Here is an 18,164-nt window from a genome sequence, read left to right as displayed (position 1 = left end):
AGCACTTTTCCCTACGACCTCACCTGTCCGGAGCAACCCAACAATATGCCGAGTCCCACCGTCACCTCGCCGCAAGTAGCCGTCAACGACATTGGCTCCGCCGAGGATTTTCTCGCAGCAATCGACAAAACGATCAAGTACTTCAACGATGGCGACATCGTCGAAGGCACCATCGTCAAAGTTGACCGGGACGAGGTGCTCCTCGACATCGGTTACAAGACCGAGGGGGTCATTCCTTCTCGCGAACTGTCCATCAAGCACGACGTCGACCCCAATGAGGTCGTTTCCGTAGGCGATGAAGTCGAAGCCCTCGTTCTCACCAAAGAGGACAAAGAAGGCCGGCTGATCCTGTCCAAGAAGCGCGCTCAGTACGAGCGCGCCTGGGGCACGATCGAGGCTCTCAAGGAAAAGGACGAGGCCGTCAAGGGCACCGTCATCGAGGTCGTCAAGGGTGGTCTGATCCTCGACATCGGCCTGCGTGGCTTCCTGCCCGCTTCGCTGGTCGAGATGCGCCGCGTCCGCGATCTCCAGCCGTACATCGGCAAGGAGATCGAGGCCAAGATCATCGAGCTGGACAAGAACCGCAACAACGTGGTGCTGTCTCGTCGCGCCTGGCTGGAGCAGACCCAGTCCGAGGTCCGCAGCGAGTTCCTCAACCAGCTGCAGAAGGGCGCTATCCGTAAGGGCGTGGTGTCCTCCATCGTCAACTTCGGCGCGTTCGTCGATCTCGGCGGTGTCGACGGTCTGGTGCACGTCTCGGAGCTGTCGTGGAAGCACATCGACCACCCGTCGGAGGTTGTGCAGGTCGGCGACGAGGTCACCGTCGAGGTGCTCGACGTCGACATGGACCGCGAGCGGGTTTCGTTGTCGCTGAAGGCAACTCAGGAAGACCCGTGGCGCCACTTCGCCCGTACCCACGCCATCGGCCAGATCGTGCCCGGCAAGGTCACCAAGCTGGTGCCGTTCGGTGCGTTCGTCCGCGTCGAGGAGGGCATCGAAGGTCTGGTGCACATCTCGGAGTTGGCCGAGCGCCACGTCGAGGTGCCTGACCAGGTGGTCGCCGTCGGCGACGACGCGATGGTCAAGGTCATCGACATCGACCTGGAGCGTCGCCGGATCTCGCTGAGCCTCAAGCAGGCCAACGAGGACTACACCGAAGAGTTCGACCCCGCCAAGTACGGCATGGCCGACAGCTACGACGACCAGGGCAACTACATCTTCCCCGAGGGCTTCGACGCCGACACCAACGAATGGCTCGAAGGTTTCGACACGCAGCGCACCGAGTGGGAGGCCCGCTACGCCGAGGCCGAGCGTCGCCACAAGATGCACACCGCGCAGATGGAGAAGTTCGCCGCTGCCGAGGCCGAAGAGGCCGCCCGGCCGCAGTCGAGCAGCTCCTCGAGCGACGACGCGCCCACCGGTGGCTCACTGGCCAGCGACGCGCAGCTCGCCGCGCTGCGGGAGAAGTTGGCAGGTAGCGCCTAACCGCACGATCGAACGAACGCCCCGGCTCAGACGAGTCGGGGCGTTCGTCTATCCGGAGACCGGGGGACCGTGCTCCGCATCGCTTTGACAGACTGGTGCGGTGCTGCGCATTGGCCTGTCCGGCGGTATCGGCGCCGGAAAGTCGACCGTGTCCTCCACCTTCAGCGAACTCGGCGGAATCGTCGTCGACGGTGACGTGATTTCGCGCGAAGTCGTCGAGCCGGGCACCGAAGGGTTGGCCAAGCTCGTCGAGGCCTTCGGTGAGGACATCCTGTCTGACGACGGCTCGCTCAACCGTCCGGCGCTGGCGGCGATCGCGTTCAGCGACGAGGAGAAGCGTCAGACGTTGAACGGCATCGTGCATCCGCTGGTCGGCCAGCGCCGGTCCGAATTGATCGCCGGGGCCGGCGAGGACGCCGTTGTGGTGGAGGACATCCCGCTTCTCGTGGAATCCGGTATGGCGCCGATGTTTCCGTTGGTGATCATCGTGAACGCCGACGAGGACCTCCGGGTGCGACGGTTGATCGAACACCGGGGTTTCACCGAGGACGACGCCCGGGCCAGGATCAAAGCCCAGGCGACCGAGGAGCAGCGCCGCGCGGTCGCCGACGTGTGGCTCGACAACACCGGCAGCGCAGACGAACTGGTCGCACAGGCCCGGGCGCTGTGGCACGACCGGATCGTGCCGTTCCAGCACAACCTCGACGCCGGTGATCCGGCCCGTTCACTGCCGGTCGTGGTGTCATCCGATCCGTCGTGGCCGGAGCAGGCCCGTCGCGCCGTGGCGCGGCTGAACACGGCCTGCGGTCACCGCGCGGTCCGCATCGACCACATCGGGTCCACGGCCGTCGCGGGGCTCGACGCCAAGGACGTCATCGACGTCCAGGTGACCGTCGCCTCGCTCGACGCCGCCGACGAGGTAGCCGAGGCCCTCACCGGCGTGGGGTATGTCCGCCTGCCGATCACGGCCGACGTGAGCAAGACCGGGGCCCGCAGCACCGTCGCCGAATTCGATGACGCCGGCGACGAGGCGCTGTGGCAGAAGCGGATTCATGCCTCGGCTGACCCGGGCCGGCCGACCAATGTGCACCTGCGGGTCGACGGGTGGCCCAATCAACAGTTCGCCCTGTTGTTCGTCGACTGGTTGACGGCCAATCCTGATGCGCAGCAACGATATCTGGCCGTCAAGCGCGATGCCGAGCGGGCGGGCGACACGCTCGCGGGCTATGTCGCCGCAAAAGAGGTGTGGTTCCACGACGCCTACCGCGAGGCGTGGGCCTGGGCCGACGCGACGAACTGGCGACCTACGGAATAGGCAGGGGTGCCCCGCAGGGCAGTACACCGTTCATCGGGTCGGTGCTGCCCGGTGCCGGATGGACCACCTGATCGACTTCGACGAAAACCTTGTCGTCGACATCGATCTCGCAATGTGCGTTCGCGGAATACGGCCACCTGACCAAGACCTGCATGCCCGCGTGCCGCGGGTCTGCCAGTACCGCGTTGGCTTGAAATGCATTGCCGGGCAAGCTACTCAGCTGCGCCATGTTGGTCTGGTTCTCAGCGGTGATGAAAGTCGCCACGCTCCCGGGGGCGACACCGTCGACCCGCGCGACGTAGGTGATGTTGTGCACCTCGTCAGCCGACGCCGCCGGCGCGGGCGTCAACGGCGTGCAAGTCATCGCCGCGGCGACCGCCAGCGGGCTGTACATCGTGCGCATGACCGGACAGGTTACCGGTACCGGTCGAAGCCGTTCGCCGCGTCCGGCACATCATCGCGACGCTTGACCAGCAACCACGTTTCTTCGTCACCCTCGCGGACCCGCGTCAACGCGTAGCCCCCTTGCAGCTTCTCGCCGTTCAAGCGGAACGACAGATGCCCGCGACCGAGGCAGGTCGTCATCTCGTGGCCGGTCTTGTTGGCGTATGTGCCGGTATCCCACACGATGACGGAATTGTCGTTGCCGACGGCGTCGTCGACGACGTGCTCCACGCCCGACTCGATCGGACGGTCCTCGGTGCGGCGGGCCATCCGCTTGTCTTGCGGGTTGACCGCCGGACCGCGCGCGATCGCCCACGACACCAGCACGCCGTCGATTTCGAGCCGGAAGTCGTAATAGTTCTCCCGCGCGAGGTGGTGCTGGATGACGAAGCAGGGTCCCCGCCGGCCCGACCGTCGCGCACCCGGTCGACCGGTCCGCCGTTGAGGCCGGTGGTTGCTCAAAGCCATCTGAACCTCGTACCCATCCGTCCCCGATCTGGAACTGCCGATCCCCTGAGATCAGGGTGCGTCGCACCACACCGGGTCGATCTCGTGATCGGCGCGCGAGTGCCTTGCGAAGTGCCGCCAGGTTTTTCATCCCTAGGGGTGTATTCGCACCCCCCTAACGGGTGGTCGACTGCTGTGTATCGGCCAATCCGTTGGTTGGTCGTCAGCATCGAAGGAAGGTTCATTCATGATCACTCTCGGCGTCATCCTGCTGATAGCGGGATTCGTACTCAAGATTTCGATCCTGTGGACGCTCGGCATTGTTGCGCTCGTCGTCGGCGCGATCCTAGCCATCGTGGGCGCCACCGGACATGCCATCGGCGGCCGTCGCCACTACTTCTAAGCGAGACACCAGCCCTCCCGCGGCGTTGTGCTTCAGGTCACAAATACGCGTTTGCAGCGCAGACCGGCGGGTTATTCGACACATGTATGAAAGGAGCGCATGATGCCCATCTGGGAATGGATCGTCATCGCGGCCGCTGTTGTCGTGGTGATTGTCGCTGCGGTGGTCGCCGCCGGCATGATCAGCTTTCGCACCAAGACGAAGCGGCTCAAGCAGCATTACGGCAGCGAGTACGAACGGGTGGTCAACGAGACCGGTAGCGAGAAAGAAGCGGTCCGCGAACTCACAACGCGGGAGCACAAGCACAACAAACTCGACATCGTCCCGCTCACCCCGTCGGCGCTGTCGGATTTCACTGCGCGCTGGCAGCAGGTGCAGGCCGGGTTTGTGGACAACCCCGCCACAGCCGTCGGCGTCGCGGACCGTCTGGTCACTGAGGTGATGAGCCAACGGGGTTATCCCGTCGACGACTTCGATCAGCGGGCCGCGGACATCTCCGTCGACCATCCGGACATCGTGGACAACTACCGGGCCGCGCACGGCATCCACCTTTCGGAGCGGGACGCCGACACCGAGCAGCAGCGGGAGGCATTCGTGCACTACCGCGCTCTGTTCGAGAAATTGCTCGAAACCCCTACCGACAACGCCGCATCGCAGGAGGCCAGCGCATGACCACTCACGAGCAACACACCGTCGACGATGCGCGCGAAGAGTTCGCGGCGTCCGTCGCAGACGAACCCCGGATCGAAGACACCCGCAACGTCACCGACGACGCCAGCCCCGAGGTGCGCGCACCGGCACCCGCTGCCGGCGATGTCGCCGCGACGCCACCGGAACGCGAATCTTCAAGCGGCGAAGGGCTTTTCGGAGGCGACCACGTCGCCGATCTGCGTGCCCGGTGGGCGGGCGTTCAGGCCGCGTTTGTGGACAACCCCAAGGAGTGCGTCCACCAGGCGGACCACCTGGTCTCCGACGTCGTCGAGCAACTCACCACTGGGTTCGCCGAGGCGCGGTCACGTTTGGAAGGACGGTGGTCGCAAGGGCACGATGCCTCCACGGAGGATCTGCGCCTCGCACTGATGCGGTACCGCGAATTCTTCGATCGCCTACTGGCTGTCTGATCGACTGCCGCGCAGGTCGTTACGTCCTCAACGCCAGGTCGGCTGCATGTCTTTGGAAGCAAGCCAGGCGTTGAGGTCGTAGTTGTGCTGAGACAGACCGTCGATGGCGGCCACCGCCCGCCGGATCGCCGACTCGCCTGCCTCCGGCGTCAGCAGACCGTGCCGGACCGCCTCCAGCAGCTCGTCGACATCGGCGAGATCCACCCCGCGGTGGGTTCGTAGGACGAGGTCGAGGTAGTGGTCCTCCGAGGTCCACTCGTCGGGCCCGGCCGTGTATTCACCCACGTCGAGGTAGTAGTCCTGATCGCGCTCGTAGCCGGGGTTGAAGTGGAAGATCGTCGCGCGCAACCCGAGCGACGGCAGCAGCCACGACTCCAGGTAGTGGAACTGTGCGCGGCCCGGGGTGGGACGGGCCAGGTACAGCCCCCAGGGTTGCACGACGTACCGGTCAACCGCCCGCACAATGCCTTTGGGGTCGGTGTTGGTGCGGGCGCGGAGATCGAACCGCTCGTGTTTTGGCGGGTGCATGGCTCACCTCGTCTCGACGGACTAGCGCCTCAGCCGGATCTTCCACCGGACGAAGCAGGCGAAGAACAGCGCCAGTCCAGCCAGCATGCCCATGTCGAGCAGCCAGAAGTGCCGGGTGTGCTGCCAGAACTGATCCTGCGGCAGCAGCGTCGGCGGCACGAGATGCCGCAGATCGACCGTCGACGCCGCGGCTGCATACCCCCAGCGCGCCGGCATCAGCCAGGACAGCTGGTCCAGGCCGAGCCGGCCGGTCACCGGGACCATGCCGCCGCACAGCACCAACTGCGCCATCACCGCGACCACGAACAGCGGCATGATCTGCTCGCTCGACCGGACCAGCGATGAGATCGCCAGGCCGAGAACGGCCGATGCCACGCAGGCGGCGGCGACCGTGAGGAACAGCTCAGCGGTGGCCGCCGTCGTCGAGTGACCCAGCAGGACCGCGCCACGACTGGGAGCGCCCTTGCCGACCACCACGATCGCGGTGACGATTGCCGCCTGCAGAACGGCGAAGCCGCAGAACACGAACGTCTTGGCCAGTAGGTACGCCGTTGTCGACAGCCCGACGGCCTGCTCGCGCTGGAAGATGGCTCGCTCGCCGACCAGATCGCGAATCGTCAACGCGACGCCCATGAACGCAGCGGCCGGCAGTAGCAACGCCAGAATCTGGGCGGCCTCATCAGGCGTCCCGGTGTGCGGATCGGTGGCGCGGAACCCGGTGGTACCCGGGACCGTGAGCGACAGCGCGCCGAGAATGAAGGGCAGCAAGGCCAGGAAGACGAAGTAGGCCCGGTCAGCGATGACCAGCCGGACCTGGCGACGGGCGATCGTCGAGATCTGCCGGGGCACACTGGTGTGCACTGGCTCGCCGAGGTCGGCCGGCGGGCCGGATTTCGGCGGAGGCTGCTGTTCCTGGCGCTCGCGGAACCGACGGTTGGCCTCCTCGGGGTCGGCGCCGACCTGGCTGAAGATCTTGGCCCAGTTGGTGGTGCCCATCACCTCGCCGATGCCGTCCGGCGGCCCGCAGTAGGCGGTCTTGCCGCCCGGCGCGACCAGCAGCACCTGGTCGCAGACGTCGAGGTAGGACAGTGAGTGGGTGACCACCAGCACCACCCGGCCAGCGTCGGCCAGCTGTCGCAGCATCGTCATGACCTGCAGGTCCAGCGCCGGGTCCAGTCCCGACGTGGGCTCGTCGAGCATCAGCAGCGACGGACCGGTCAGCAGTTCCAGCGCCACCGAGGCGCGTTTGCGTTGTCCGCCGGACAACTTGTCGACCCGGGTGTCGGCGTGCTTGGTCAGGTCGAGCTCCTCGAGCACCTGCGAGACGACCTTGATCCGGTCGGCTTTGCTGGTGTCGGGGGGCAGGCGCAGTTCGGCGGCGTAGCTCAGCGCCTGCTGCACGGTCAACTGGCGGTGGACCACGTCATCCTGCGGGACCATGCCGATGCGGCTGCGCAGCGAGGCGTACTCGGCGTGGATGTCGTGGCCCTCGAAGGTGACCGAGCCGCCGCTGGGGGTCGTGTAGCCGGCGATCAACCGGGCCAGGGTGCTCTTTCCAGCGCCGGATCCGCCGATCACCGCGGTCAGCGTGCCGGGGCGGGCGGTCAGCGAGATGTCGCTGAGCAGTTGTTTGCCGTTCTCGACGGTGTACTGGACGTTGCGTACTTCGAGGCCACCGGTACGGGTGGCCGCCTCGGTGTCGCTGCGCCGGACCAGCAGGCCACCGCTGACCACCAGGTCGATGTTGCCGACAGTGACCACGTCCTCCTCGCGGAGGATGGCCGACCCGACCCGGGTGCCGTTGACGAACGTGCCGTTGACGCTGGTGTCCCGGATCTCGGTGCCCAACGCGGTCAGGGTCAGCGTTGCGTGATAGCGCGATGCCAGCACGTCAGGCACCACGATGTCGTTGTCGGCGGCCCGGCCGATGGTGACCGAGCCGACCGGTTTGGCCGACGGGGTCGATCGCGGCGCGATGCGCTTGACGAAGCGAGTGGCGAAGTTCGCGTCCTCGGCCGGGCGGGCGCCGAGCATGGTGACCTCGGTGGCGGGCACGTCCGTTCGAGCCGGCGCGGAACGGGCATTCACCACGGTCGCCTCGTCCGTCGACGGCCCTACCGGCGGGCGCCCGGCCTGCACGGTGGTCGGGTGCTCGGAGGGCGGCGGCGCCGGGCGCGGCGGTGGTGCGGGTCGCGGTGGCGGAGCGGGCCGTGGCGGTGGAGCGGACCTGGGGGGAGCCGGAGCGGCCGGCCTCTCCGGGGTCGACCACGTCGTCGTCTGCTGCGCGACACGCGGCGCCGGAGGCGGGGGCGGGCCGCTGTGGCCGCGGCTCGACCCGATCTCGAACGTCAGCTGCGGTCCGCCCGCGTTACCGATGTTGATGCTCTGTCCGTCGTGGACGTCGATGACGGGCCGGCGGTAGCCATTGACGAAAGTCCCGTTCACCGAGCCGTTGTCGATGGCGACCCACTTGCCTTCGTCGAAGCGCAGGATCAGATGTGCGCGCGAAATCCGCGGGTCGGGGATCCGGACGTCCGCGCGTAGATCCCGGCCGATGATGACGTCATGGCCCGGCGCGAACGTACTCTCGGAGCCGTTGTGCCAAACGGTCAGTACGGGCGGGGCTGGTCGACTCACCACACCAGTATCGGCTCCGTCAAGGCATGCATTCGGCCAGACGCACTGTGATTCGTCTGGATGGGGTTCGCGAGCTGCAGCAAGCATCTCGATTCACAGCTGTTTCATAATCGGCACAGCAGGAGCGCACCGCATCCGGAGGCATGATCGTGGATGGTGAGTCAGTTCTGTGAGCTCGGCTGCGCCTCCGGGGGTGGTGAAAATGCCCGGCTCGCAACTGATTCACGAATTCAGTCCGGCGGGTGATCGGAGAGCGGTGAGGCCAACGCCACGCGAGCGGAGTGAGGGGGAGAACGTCGATGGACGAGGCGACCAGAGCCACCCAGCGCTGGGACGCCCAATCAGGGCCGTCTGTGCCGGCGCCGCAGCCTTCGGAACCGCCGCGCTCCCGCAGCCTCCTCGAGCGCGGCTACGCGTCGCTTCCTGATCTGGCGATCACCCGCCTGCTGACCCGGGTGCCGCTGATCGGTTCGCGTCCGGACCGCGAGCCGGTGAAGGCTCGTCGCGCCGTGACCGGTGAGCCGTCGGACGGCGCGCTGGCCACACCGACCTCGTTCGCCGGCTACACGATCCTGCGGCCGCTGGGGTCGGGCGGAATGGCCGACGTCTACCTCGCCAAGCACCCCCGGCTGCCCCGCCGCGACGCGCTCAAGATCTTGAGCGAAGGGACCACCAACGACGCTGAATTCCGCGAAAGGTTCAACCGCGAAGCCGATCTGGCCGCCACGCTGTGGCACCCGCACATCGTCGCGGTGCACGACCGCGGTGAGTTCGACGGCCACCTGTGGATCGCGATGGACTATGTCGAGGGCACCGACGCCGCCCGGCTGATGCGGGAGCGGTTCCGCGGCGGGATGGCCGAGCAGGACGTCTGCGCGATCGTCACCGCGGTCGCGGGGGCGCTCGACTACGCCCATGCCCGGGGCCTGCTGCACCGCGACGTCAAACCCGCCAACATCCTGCTGACCCACCCCGAAGAGGACGATCGCCGAATCCTGTTGGCGGACTTCGGTGTTGCTCGGCAGCTCGCGGACATCAGTGGGATCACCGAGACCAACGTCGCGGTCGGCACCGTCGCGTACGCGGCTCCCGAGCAGCTCGTCGGGTCGAACATCGATGGCCGCGCCGATCAGTACGCGCTGGCGGCGTCGGCGTTTCACCTGCTCGCCGGCGTGCCGCCGTTCCAGAACTCCAACCCGGTCGCGGTGATCAGTCAGCACCTGCACGCCGCACCGCCGCGGCTCAGCGACTACCGCCCCGACCTGGCCGGCATGGACGAAGTGTTCTTCGCCGCGCTGGCGAAGGACCCCGCGGACCGGTACGACCGGTGCCGGCAGTTCGCCGCGGCCCTCAGCGAGCAGGTCGCCGGGTGCGGCGACCAGGGTCGGGTGCGACGACCGCTCCGCCGCCCGCGCACCGCGGTGCGCGCACGCAAGCTGACCGTGAGATCCGGCATCGCCGGGGCGATGGTGCTCGCGCTGCTGTCGCTGGCCGTGACGTGGGCCATCTCGTTCTTCTCCTGGGACAACCAGCCCCCGCTGAACAACGCATCGCCGCCGCGGGTGAACAAGACGTCGACGTCCGGATCGGCACTCGCCGCGCCTCCGCTCAACGGCACCTACCGGCTCGACTACGACCGCGCCAAGCAGACGTCGAACGGCGTCATCCGGACCAACGGCGGCGACACCACGTGGTGGGCGTTTTCGTCGGCGTGCACGGCCGCCGGATGTGCGTCGACCGGCACCAAGCTCGACGACGCCAGCCACGCGTACGCGAAGAGCACCGGTACCGGCAACGCGGGGGTACTGCATTTCGTCGACGGTCATTGGCAGAGCGAGCCGCGCCAGTTGCAGGTGCAGTGCCAGAAGACCCGAGGAGCTCCAGTCGTCACGCAGTCCGAGACCGTGGTGTGGACGTTGACGCCGGAGCCCGACGGCACCCTGCGCGGAGTCCAGACCCAGGCCGTACAGAGCAACGAATGCGGCGCACAGGGAGCGACGCTGCGGATCCCGGTGGTCGCTTCGCGCACCGGCGACGTGCCGCCGGACGTGACGGTGGCCGACCCGGCCGAGGCCGCCAACCAGACGGCCACCCCGCTCGGCGCCCCGTCGCCGCCCGTGCTGGGCGGGTCGTGCAGCGACATCGACAGGGTCGCCTACGACTCCACCTCCAACGAGCAAGTGGTCTGTGAGACCAACGTCTGGGACAAGGCGCCGGCGACCAGCGGCGTGCATCCGGTCGGCACCTCCTGCACCGACACACCGGTGTTCACCATGTCGAAGTCCGAAGACGGGCACCTGATCCAGTGCGATCCCGGTACCCGGGTGTGGAGCAACCAGCACGGGTGACCGCCGCCGCTTGTCGGTGGACGGCTCTACCCTGGTGGCATGGCGTTCGCTACCGAGCATCCCGTGCTGGCGCACTCCGAATACCGCCCGGTCGAAGACATGGTGCGCGCCGGCGGCCGCTTCGAAGTGGTCAGTCCCTACGCGCCGGCCGGTGATCAGCCGGCCGCCATCGACGACCTGGAGCGCCGCATCAACGCGGGCGAGCGCGATGTCGTGCTGCTGGGCGCCACCGGTACCGGCAAGTCGGCCACCACGGCGTGGCTGATCGAGCGGTTGCAGCGGCCGACGCTGGTGATGGCACCCAACAAGACGCTGGCCGCACAGTTGGCCAACGAGCTACGAGAGATGTTGCCGCACAACGCTGTCGAGTACTTCGTGTCGTACTACGACTACTACCAGCCCGAGGCGTACATCGCACAGACCGACACCTACATCGAGAAGGACAGCTCGATCAACGACGACGTCGAGCGGCTTCGGCACTCTGCGACGTCGTCGCTGTTGTCCCGTCGCGACGTGGTCGTGGTCGCTTCGGTGTCCTGCATCTACGGTCTGGGTACGCCGCAGTCCTACCTCGACCGGTCGGTCGAATTGAAGGTGGGCAGCGAGGTGCCGCGCGACGGGCTGCTGCGCCTGCTGGTCGACGTGCAGTACACCCGCAACGACATGTCGTTCACCCGTGGCACCTTCCGGGTGCGCGGCGACACCGTCGAGATCATCCCGTCGTACGAGGAACTCGCGCTGCGCATCGAGTACTTCGGCGACGAGATCGAGGCGCTGTACTACATGCACCCGTTGACGGGCGACGTTGTGCGTCAGGTCGATTCGTTGCGAGTCTTCCCGGCCACGCACTACGTGGCCGGACCGGAACGGATGGCCCACGCGATCTCGACCATCGAGCAGGAACTCGAGGAACGGCTCGCCGAACTGGAGGGTCAGGGCAAGCTGCTGGAGGCTCAGCGGCTGCGGATGCGGACCAATTACGACGTCGAGATGATGCGCCAGGTCGGGTTCTGCTCCGGCATCGAGAACTATTCGCGGCACATCGACGACCGCGGGCCCGGATCGCCGCCGGCGACGCTGATCGACTACTTCCCCGAAGACTTCCTGATGGTGATCGACGAGTCGCACGTCACCGTGCCGCAGATCGGCGGCATGTACGAGGGCGACATGTCGCGCAAGCGCAACCTGGTCGAGTTCGGCTTCCGGCTGCCGTCGGCGTGTGATAACCGGCCGCTGACCTGGGAGGAGTTCGCCGACCGGATCGGGCAGACGGTGTACCTGTCGGCGACGCCGGGCCCCTATGAGCTGAGCCAGGCCGCCGGTGAGTTCGTCGAGCAGGTGATCCGCCCGACCGGTCTGGTGGATCCCAAGGTGGTGGTGAAGCCGACCAAGGGCCAGATCGACGACCTGATCGGCGAAATCCGCAAGCGCGCCGAGGCCGACGAGCGGATCTTGGTCACGACCCTGACCAAGAAGATGGCCGAGGACCTCACCGACTATCTGCTAGAGCTCGGCATCCGGGTGCGCTACCTGCACTCCGAAGTCGACACCCTGCGGCGGGTGGAGCTGCTGCGTCAGCTGCGGCTGGGCGAGTACGACGTGCTGATCGGCATCAACCTGCTGCGTGAAGGCCTCGATCTGCCCGAAGTGTCACTGGTCGCGATCCTCGACGCCGACAAGGAGGGCTTCCTGCGGTCGTCGCGCAGCCTGATCCAGACCATCGGTCGCGCGGCCCGCAACGTGTCCGGCGAGGTCCACATGTACGCCGACAAGATCACCGATTCGATGAAAGAGGCGATCGACGAGACCGAGCGCCGGCGAGCCAAGCAAGTCGCCTACAACGAGGAGCGGGGCATCGACCCGCAGCCGCTGCGCAAGAAGATCGCCGACATTCTCGATCAGGTGTACCGCGAGGCCGCGGATACTGATGCCACCGAGGCGGTTCAGATCGGCGGCTCGGGCCGCAACTCGTCGCGTGGCCGACGGGCCCAGGGTGAGCCGGGGCGGGCGGTCAGCGCCGGCATCGTCGAGGGGCGCGACACCGCGAACATGCCTCGAGCGGAACTGGCCGACCTGATCAAAGACCTCACCGAGCAGATGATGACCGCGGCGCGCGACCTTCAGTTCGAGCTCGCCGCCCGGTTCCGCGACGAAATCTCCGATTTGAAGAAAGAGCTGCGGGGGATGGACGCCGCTGGACTCAAGTGAGCGACACGCGGGCCGACGCCGGCTGGCGGTCGCTGCTGGGTGCTGAGTTTCTCGGCACCTCGACTCTGCTGGCGGGCGGGGTGGCGCTGTACGCGACCAACGAGTTCCTGACGGTCAGCTTGCTGCCGAGCGCGATCGCCGAGATCGGAGGCCAACGCCTCTACGCGTGGGTGACGACGCTGTACCTGCTGGGATCGGTGGTGGCCGCGGCGACGGTCAATGCGACGCTGCTGCGCGTCGGGGCTCGGTGGTCGTTTCTGTTGGGACTGACCGTCTTCGGCCTCGGCAGCGTGGTGTGCACCGCCGCCCCGGACATGGCCGTGCTGCTGCTCGGGCGCACACTCCAGGGTGCGGCCGGGGGATTGCTGGCCGGATTGGGCTACGCGTTGATCACGACCACCCTGCCGCGAGCGTTGTGGACCAGGGCGTCGGCACTGGTGTCGGCGATGTGGGGGGTGGCCACGGTCGCGGGGCCGGCGGCCGGCGGACTGTTCGCCCAATTCGGTTTGTGGCGTTGGGCATTCGGCGTCATGGCGATGCTATCGCTGGCGATGGGACTGCTCGTCCCGCTGGTGCTCCGGACCGGCCACACCAGTTCCGATCAGCCCCGCCCCGCGCTACGGGTGCCGGTGTGGTCGGTGTTGCTGCTCAGCGCTGCGGCGCTGGCGGTGAGCATCGCTCAGGTGCCGACCGGCATCGCGCTGACCGCCGCGTTGCTGGTGCTGAGCGCGCTGCTGATCGTCGCTTTCGTTTTCGTCGATCGCCGCTCGACGGTAAAAGTGCTGCCGCCGAGCATGTTTGGCCCCGGGCCGCTGAAGTGGATTTACCTGGCGCTGTCGGTGCTGATGATCTCGGCGATGGTCGACATGTACGTTCCGTTGTTCGGCCAGCGGTTGGCTCACCTGGCTCCCGTGGTGGCCGGATTCCTGGGTGCGGCACTCGCGATCGGCTGGGCGGTCAGCGAGATCTTCAGCGCGTCGCTGAAGAGCGCGACCACCATCAACCGTGTCGTGGTGGCCGCGCCGCTGGTGATCACGCTCGGCCTGACCCTGGCTGCCGTCACACAGGTCGACAATGCGTCGCGAGGGCTGGTCGCCATCTGGGCGGTGGCGCTGACGGTCACCGGGGTCGGGCTCGGCGCGGGCTGGCCGCATTTGTCGGCATGGGCGATGCAGTGCGTCGACGAGCAGGAGGGCGCCGCCGCCGGCGCGGCGATCAACACGGTCGAGATGATCGCCGGGGCATTCGGTTCGGGGCTCGCCGGTGTGGTCGTCAACAGCGTGCACGGTGGCCTGGTGAATGCCGCCCGAGCACTGTTCGCGGTGTTTGCGGTGGTCGGTGTGCTGGGCGCCCTGGCCGCCCGTCGCGCTGTCCAGGGCCTGCGTTAGGCGCGCGGTGGTCAGCGGATCGACTTGATTACCTGCGTGCGATGAAACTGCCACCGTTCGACGATGTGGAATCCCACGTTCTGCGGCACCAGGTAGGCAGGTGCGCGGGTCAGGATCCTGCCCGGAGGTAGCGATTTCCCGGCCTGGTGGCTCGGCAGCCTGGTGTCGTGGGTGGTGATCGTCCACAACGTCGTGCACTTGTACAGCTTGCCGACGATCAGCCAGACCGCAATGTGGCCGTCCCACAACGTCTCTCGCTTGGGCGCCGGGACGGCGCGGCCGATGTCGATCAGTGGACGGAAGGCGTCGGGCCGGGCGGCCGGTAGCGCGCGGACCGGTCCCGGCAGCCAGCCCACCGTGTTGTCGACGAGCAGGCAGTCGCCGGGCGCCGCCTGCGCCGTCATCAGGTCGGCGACGTCGCTGTAGTCCCAGCCCTCCTTCGCATAGCGCTGCCGTTGCGACAGAAGAAAATTCGGGGCCGCGGCCACGGTGAGCGCAACGAGTGCCACGGCGATCCATCGTGGCCGGCGCGCAACGGCCACGATGCCGATCGCCAGCACGACCGCCATCGCCGGTGTGGTGAAGAACAGATAGCGCGGGTAGTAGAACGGATCACTGACCGCCGAATACACCAGGCTGATGACGGTCGGCACCAACATCCAGGCCGCGCAGACGATCAGCATCCGGCGGGTGTCATCGGCGGGTCGCCGTCGACCGGCGAGCCGAACAGCCAGCGCGCCGGCGAGAATCAGCCCGGCCAGGATCGCGAACGGCACGCTGTTGTCGAAATACTGATGCAGCACGACGTCGAGCACGTTGTGCCAATTCAGCGAATGTATCCACGCGACCTGAAAGCTCTGGCCGTGGGCGAACAGCAGGAATGGCGTCACGGCGCCCACCGCCACCGCCGACGTGGCTGCCCACCACGCCACCACGGATCGTTCGCGCCGCAGCAACGGCGTGACCACGGCGTAGGCCGGCACCAGCAGGATGAGGTAGACGTTGAGCAGAACCGACACCATCAGCGCGAGCGAATACAGCACCCACAGCCGCGGTCGGTGCCGGCGGATCGCGGTGACCAGTAAAACGGTCAGCCAGACCGCAGCGGCCGCCGTCAACGCGTACGAGCGTGCTTCGACCGCAGCCCACGTCACCCGCGGCAAGATCGCGAACACCACGCCCGCGCACACCGCGGTGGTTCGCGGCAGGAACTGCTTGCCGAACACCACGACCCCGGCCGCCGCGATGCCCACGGCGATAGCGCTGGGCACCCTCGACCAGAACTCGGTCGGCGGGAACACGCAGAACCAGCCGTGCATCACCAGATAGAACAGGCCGTGCACCGCGTCGATGTGGCTCAACAGCCGCCACAGCTCGGACAGCGAACGGTTGGCGGAGGCTGAGATCGTCGCGCTTTCGTCGAACCACAGCGAAGGGCGACTCGCCGCGACAACGCCGACCAGTGCCGCCAATACCGCGACGACAAGCGGGTCGAATAGCCTGCCCGGCTGCCGGGGAGGCGGCTCGTCGGATACGAGCGCGGTGCTCGGCTCCTGAGCTGTGGTGGCAACCATGATGTGTGTCACTTTAAAGCCACACCGGTGAACCTGCTTACCCGTACTCCCTGCTCACGCCCTACTTTTGTCGAAATACCCAGAAACAGCTGCTTCGCTGCCGAACGGCGTCGACACCGAAACACCCTGCCAATCAATGGAATTCAACACCGTCCGCGGGTGCGCGTCGAATATCGGGCGCGGATGAGCGCCACACAATGCGCGGAGCGCAGAATTGCCAACCAAATCGGCGTGTTTCAATACGACCATCTGCATGCGGCGAACCGTTACTGTCTGCGTAGCAACCGACACCTGGGAGGGTAAATGACCGCCTATCGGACCGTGGTGGTAGGAACCGACGGCTCGGACTCGTCGCTGCGCGCGGTGGAAAAGGCAGGAAGCATCGCCGGGGCCGACGCGAAGCTGATCGTGGCGACGGCCTATCTACCCCAGAACGAGGACTCACGGGCGGCGGACGCTCTGAAGGACGAGAGCTACAAGGTGTCGGGCAGCGCCCCGATCTACGCGATCCTGCGCGAGGCCAAGGACCGCGCCGCCGCTGCCGGGGCCGCGAATGTCGAGGAACGGTCCGTGGTCGGCGCCCCGGTCGACGCACTGGTCGGTCTGGCCGAAGAGGTGGGCGCCGATCTGCTCGTCGTCGGCAACGTCGGGCTCAGCACGATCGCCGGCCGACTGCTCGGCTCGGTGCCCGCCAACGTCTCGAGGCGCGCCAAGGTCGACGTCCTGATCGTGCACACCTCGTAAGCCTGTTCAGGCGCTGGCGAGGTCTCGGCGCTCCAACCGGAAGGTGCGGCTGAGCCGGTCCGGGCGGGTGGAGAGGGTGACCTCGACGGCTCCGCCGGAGGTGACGACATACCGCTCCTCGACCTCCGGGCCGCCGTCGCGGCGGTGAACCGGACGTCGCGGCAGATCCCGGTCGTCGTCGAGGTCCGGGTCGAACGGGAAATACACCGGGTCGTACGGGGTGACGTCACCGTCGGGTCGGCCGTCGCGCAGTCGGCTGCATTCCACGAAGCGAAAGTGTCCGATGTTGTGCGCCGCACGGTAATTGCGGGTGACCACGAACGGGGGCTGGCCGGCAGTGGGCAGTTCGGCTCCCTTGGGCACAATTGGGTCGAAGTAGACGTCTTGCCCGGCGCGCGCCTCGCGGAACACCCCGAAATGGCGTGAAAGGCGTTCCGACAAGGCGAATCCGGCTTCCTGATCCAGGAAAGCCGCCAGACCGATCGCCGTTGCGGCAAACGGGTGCAACGAACGTTTGACACGCTTGTCGTCGAACGCGTTGCGCAGCGACCGGGCGATCAACGGAAAGCTGCCGGCGCCGCCCACGACATAGACGCCGGCAATCTCGGACCTGTCGACCTCGACGCCGCCGCGGTTGTTCAGCACGCGAGGAAGCGCGGCAATCGTCTTGTCCACCAGCGGGGTACAGGCCTGATACACGTCGTCGACAGGGCAGGCGAACGGCGGTTTGCCCACCGCACTCAGATCGACGAGGAATCGCCGGGTGTTGGGTCCGATCGCTTCTTTGCGGGCAGCGCACTCCTCCAGGAGCTGGGCACGGACACCCGCGGGCAGCGTGCGCAGACCGGCCCCACCGCGGACCAGCGTGAGGATTGCCTCGTCGAAGTCGTCACCGCCGAGGCGCTGAATGCCTTCACTGACAACCACCTCGTTGAGCCGTCCGGTCATCTTCAGCAGGGACGCGTCGAAGGTTCCGCCGCCGAGGTCGTAGATCAGCACGTACTCGCGCTTGGCGGTGATCGTCGAGCGGTACCGGTGGGCGTATTCGAAGCCTGCCGCCGACGGCTCGTTGAGCAGGGCGACCACCTCGAAACCCGCCTGCGCGAACGCATCCAACGTCAGGAAGCGCTGCGAGCTCGACGCGTTGGCCGGCACGCTGATGGCAACCTCGATCGGCTCGCCGGGCGGCAACTCCGCGTTGGAGCGGGTCTGCAGATCGCTTTTCAACCGGGTGAGGAAGCCGGCGAACAGGTCGGTCAGCCGGTGCGACCGCCCGGCCAGCTCCACGGTGGTCGCCGGCCCGGCATCGTTGAGCAGCCGTTTGAACGATCGCAGCACCGACCAGCCCGGGTCGTGGCGCACGGCGGCGGCGTCCGGCCCGTAGCGCAACTCACCGGCGTCATCGGCCGCGATCAGCGACGGCCACGAGTCGACTCCGTCGAACGACACCACCGGATAATTGCCCCGATCGACGATCGCAACCACGGTGTGTGTGGTGCCGAAGTCGATCCCCAGCCTCATC

General features: G+C 67.1%; 15 protein-coding genes. 9 read left to right on the top strand and 6 right to left on the bottom strand.

All coding sequences use genetic code 11. The annotated features are described in order from the left end of the window. Window positions 1-45: 45 nt before the first annotated feature. Both rpsA and coaE read left to right on the top strand, forming a co-directional pair. Window positions 46-1,485 carry a 30S ribosomal protein S1 gene (rpsA, locus tag ACZYW1_RS00255; RefSeq protein ID WP_463782300.1) on the top strand — a complete coding sequence of 480 codons (1,440 nt, stop codon included), beginning with the start codon at window positions 46-48 and terminating at the stop codon, window positions 1,483-1,485. 100 nt (window positions 1,486-1,585) lie between these two features. Further along, window positions 1,586-2,800, top strand: a complete 1,215-nt coding sequence (gene coaE, locus ACZYW1_RS00250; RefSeq protein ID WP_463782299.1) for a dephospho-CoA kinase — start codon at window positions 1,586-1,588, stop codon at window positions 2,798-2,800. On the opposite strand, the gene ACZYW1_RS00245 is transcribed toward coaE, so the two are convergent. Further along, entirely contained in the window at window positions 2,790-3,164 is a 375-nt protein-coding gene (locus ACZYW1_RS00245; RefSeq protein WP_463787610.1) for a hypothetical protein, read from the bottom strand. The two genes, coaE and ACZYW1_RS00245, sit on opposite strands and share 11 nt — an antisense overlap. 50 nt (window positions 3,165-3,214) lie before the next feature. Further along, on the bottom strand, window positions 3,215-3,712 hold the full coding sequence (locus ACZYW1_RS00240; RefSeq protein WP_463782297.1) for a DNA polymerase ligase N-terminal domain-containing protein: 498 nt from the start codon (window positions 3,710-3,712) through the stop codon (window positions 3,215-3,217). Window positions 3,713-3,938: 226 nt separating this feature from the next. Here ACZYW1_RS00240 and ACZYW1_RS00235 point away from each other — a divergent pair, with 226 nt between their 5' ends. The 3 genes from ACZYW1_RS00235 to ACZYW1_RS00225 all read left to right on the top strand — a co-directional run bounded on the left by ACZYW1_RS00235 (window position 3,939) and on the right by ACZYW1_RS00225 (window position 5,215). Then, the gene (locus ACZYW1_RS00235; RefSeq protein WP_463782296.1) at window positions 3,939-4,094 is read left to right on the top strand and encodes a DUF6131 family protein; all 156 of its coding nucleotides are present in this window, start codon (window positions 3,939-3,941) and stop codon (window positions 4,092-4,094) included. Window positions 4,095-4,196: 102 nt separating this feature from the next. After that, the gene (locus tag ACZYW1_RS00230; RefSeq protein WP_463782294.1) at window positions 4,197-4,766 is read left to right on the top strand and encodes a hypothetical protein; all 570 of its coding nucleotides are present in this window, start codon (window positions 4,197-4,199) and stop codon (window positions 4,764-4,766) included. After that, window positions 4,763-5,215 (top strand): hypothetical protein, encoded by a 453-nt coding sequence (locus ACZYW1_RS00225; RefSeq protein WP_463782293.1) that lies wholly within the window; start codon window positions 4,763-4,765, stop codon window positions 5,213-5,215. Before ACZYW1_RS00230 ends, ACZYW1_RS00225 begins: the two co-directional genes overlap by 4 nt. A gap of 27 nt (window positions 5,216-5,242) precedes the next feature. On the opposite strand, the gene ACZYW1_RS00220 is transcribed toward ACZYW1_RS00225, so the two are convergent. Both ACZYW1_RS00220 and ACZYW1_RS00215 read right to left on the bottom strand, forming a co-directional pair. Continuing rightward, complete coding sequence (locus tag ACZYW1_RS00220) at window positions 5,243-5,743, bottom strand: ribonuclease FAU-1 family protein (RefSeq protein ID WP_463782292.1); 501 nt, start codon at window positions 5,741-5,743, stop codon at window positions 5,243-5,245. Window positions 5,744-5,764: 21 nt separating this feature from the next. Further along, window positions 5,765-8,380, bottom strand: a complete 2,616-nt coding sequence (locus ACZYW1_RS00215; RefSeq protein WP_463782290.1) for an ATP-binding cassette domain-containing protein — start codon at window positions 8,378-8,380, stop codon at window positions 5,765-5,767. 299 nt (window positions 8,381-8,679) lie between these two features. Between ACZYW1_RS00215 and ACZYW1_RS00210 the strand changes: the two genes are divergently transcribed. The 3 genes from ACZYW1_RS00210 to ACZYW1_RS00200 are packed head-to-tail and all read left to right on the top strand — an operon-like array spanning window position 8,680 to window position 14,324. Then, window positions 8,680-10,728, top strand: a complete 2,049-nt coding sequence (locus ACZYW1_RS00210; protein ID WP_463782289.1) for a serine/threonine-protein kinase — start codon at window positions 8,680-8,682, stop codon at window positions 10,726-10,728. Between the two features lie 39 nt (window positions 10,729-10,767). Further along, window positions 10,768-12,936: an excinuclease ABC subunit UvrB gene (gene uvrB / locus ACZYW1_RS00205; protein WP_463782287.1), complete on the top strand. Its 2,169-nt coding sequence runs from the start codon at window positions 10,768-10,770 to the stop codon at window positions 12,934-12,936. After that, window positions 12,933-14,324: an MFS transporter gene (locus ACZYW1_RS00200; RefSeq protein WP_463782285.1), complete on the top strand. Its 1,392-nt coding sequence runs from the start codon at window positions 12,933-12,935 to the stop codon at window positions 14,322-14,324. The genes uvrB and ACZYW1_RS00200 overlap by 4 nt, the downstream gene beginning before the upstream one ends. 11 nt (window positions 14,325-14,335) lie before the next feature. On the opposite strand, the gene ACZYW1_RS00195 is transcribed toward ACZYW1_RS00200, so the two are convergent. Further along, entirely contained in the window at window positions 14,336-15,898 is a 1,563-nt protein-coding gene (locus ACZYW1_RS00195; protein ID WP_463782284.1) for a glycosyltransferase family 39 protein, read from the bottom strand. Window positions 15,899-16,201: 303 nt separating this feature from the next. Between ACZYW1_RS00195 and ACZYW1_RS00190 the strand changes: the two genes are divergently transcribed. Next, window positions 16,202-16,642 (top strand): universal stress protein, encoded by a 441-nt coding sequence (locus tag ACZYW1_RS00190; RefSeq protein WP_463782282.1) that lies wholly within the window; start codon window positions 16,202-16,204, stop codon window positions 16,640-16,642. A 6-nt stretch (window positions 16,643-16,648) separates the two neighbouring features. On the opposite strand, the gene ACZYW1_RS00185 is transcribed toward ACZYW1_RS00190, so the two are convergent. Beyond that, a complete protein-coding gene (locus ACZYW1_RS00185; RefSeq protein ID WP_463782281.1) occupies window positions 16,649-18,163 on the bottom strand; it encodes an Hsp70 family protein in 1,515 nt (504 codons plus the stop codon). Window position 18,164: the final 1 nt, after the last annotated feature.

The organism is Mycobacterium sp. IDUB_36 (assembly GCF_055419225.1).
This window is presented reverse-complemented; position numbering and strand designations above follow the sequence as displayed.

Coding starts and splice junctions, on each gene's coding strand:
- ACZYW1_RS00235 (WP_463782296.1), top strand. CDS start 3,939: ATGATCACTCTCGGCGTCATCCTGCTGATAGCGGGATTCGTACTCAAG.
- ACZYW1_RS00195 (WP_463782284.1), bottom strand. CDS start 15,898: ATGGTTGCCACCACAGCTCAGGAGCCGAGCACCGCGCTCGTATCCGAC.
- ACZYW1_RS00210 (WP_463782289.1), top strand. CDS start 8,680: ATGGACGAGGCGACCAGAGCCACCCAGCGCTGGGACGCCCAATCAGGG.
- ACZYW1_RS00245 (WP_463787610.1), bottom strand. CDS start 3,164: ATGACTTGCACGCCGTTGACGCCCGCGCCGGCGGCGTCGGCTGACGAG.
- ACZYW1_RS00185 (WP_463782281.1), bottom strand. CDS start 18,163: ATGAGGCTGGGGATCGACTTCGGCACCACACACACCGTGGTTGCGATC.
- ACZYW1_RS00220 (WP_463782292.1), bottom strand. CDS start 5,743: ATGCACCCGCCAAAACACGAGCGGTTCGATCTCCGCGCCCGCACCAAC.
- ACZYW1_RS00230 (WP_463782294.1), top strand. CDS start 4,197: ATGCCCATCTGGGAATGGATCGTCATCGCGGCCGCTGTTGTCGTGGTG.
- ACZYW1_RS00225 (WP_463782293.1), top strand. CDS start 4,763: ATGACCACTCACGAGCAACACACCGTCGACGATGCGCGCGAAGAGTTC.
- uvrB (WP_463782287.1), top strand. CDS start 10,768: ATGGCGTTCGCTACCGAGCATCCCGTGCTGGCGCACTCCGAATACCGC.
- ACZYW1_RS00240 (WP_463782297.1), bottom strand. CDS start 3,712: ATGGCTTTGAGCAACCACCGGCCTCAACGGCGGACCGGTCGACCGGGT.
- ACZYW1_RS00190 (WP_463782282.1), top strand. CDS start 16,202: ATGACCGCCTATCGGACCGTGGTGGTAGGAACCGACGGCTCGGACTCG.
- rpsA (WP_463782300.1), top strand. CDS start 46: ATGCCGAGTCCCACCGTCACCTCGCCGCAAGTAGCCGTCAACGACATT.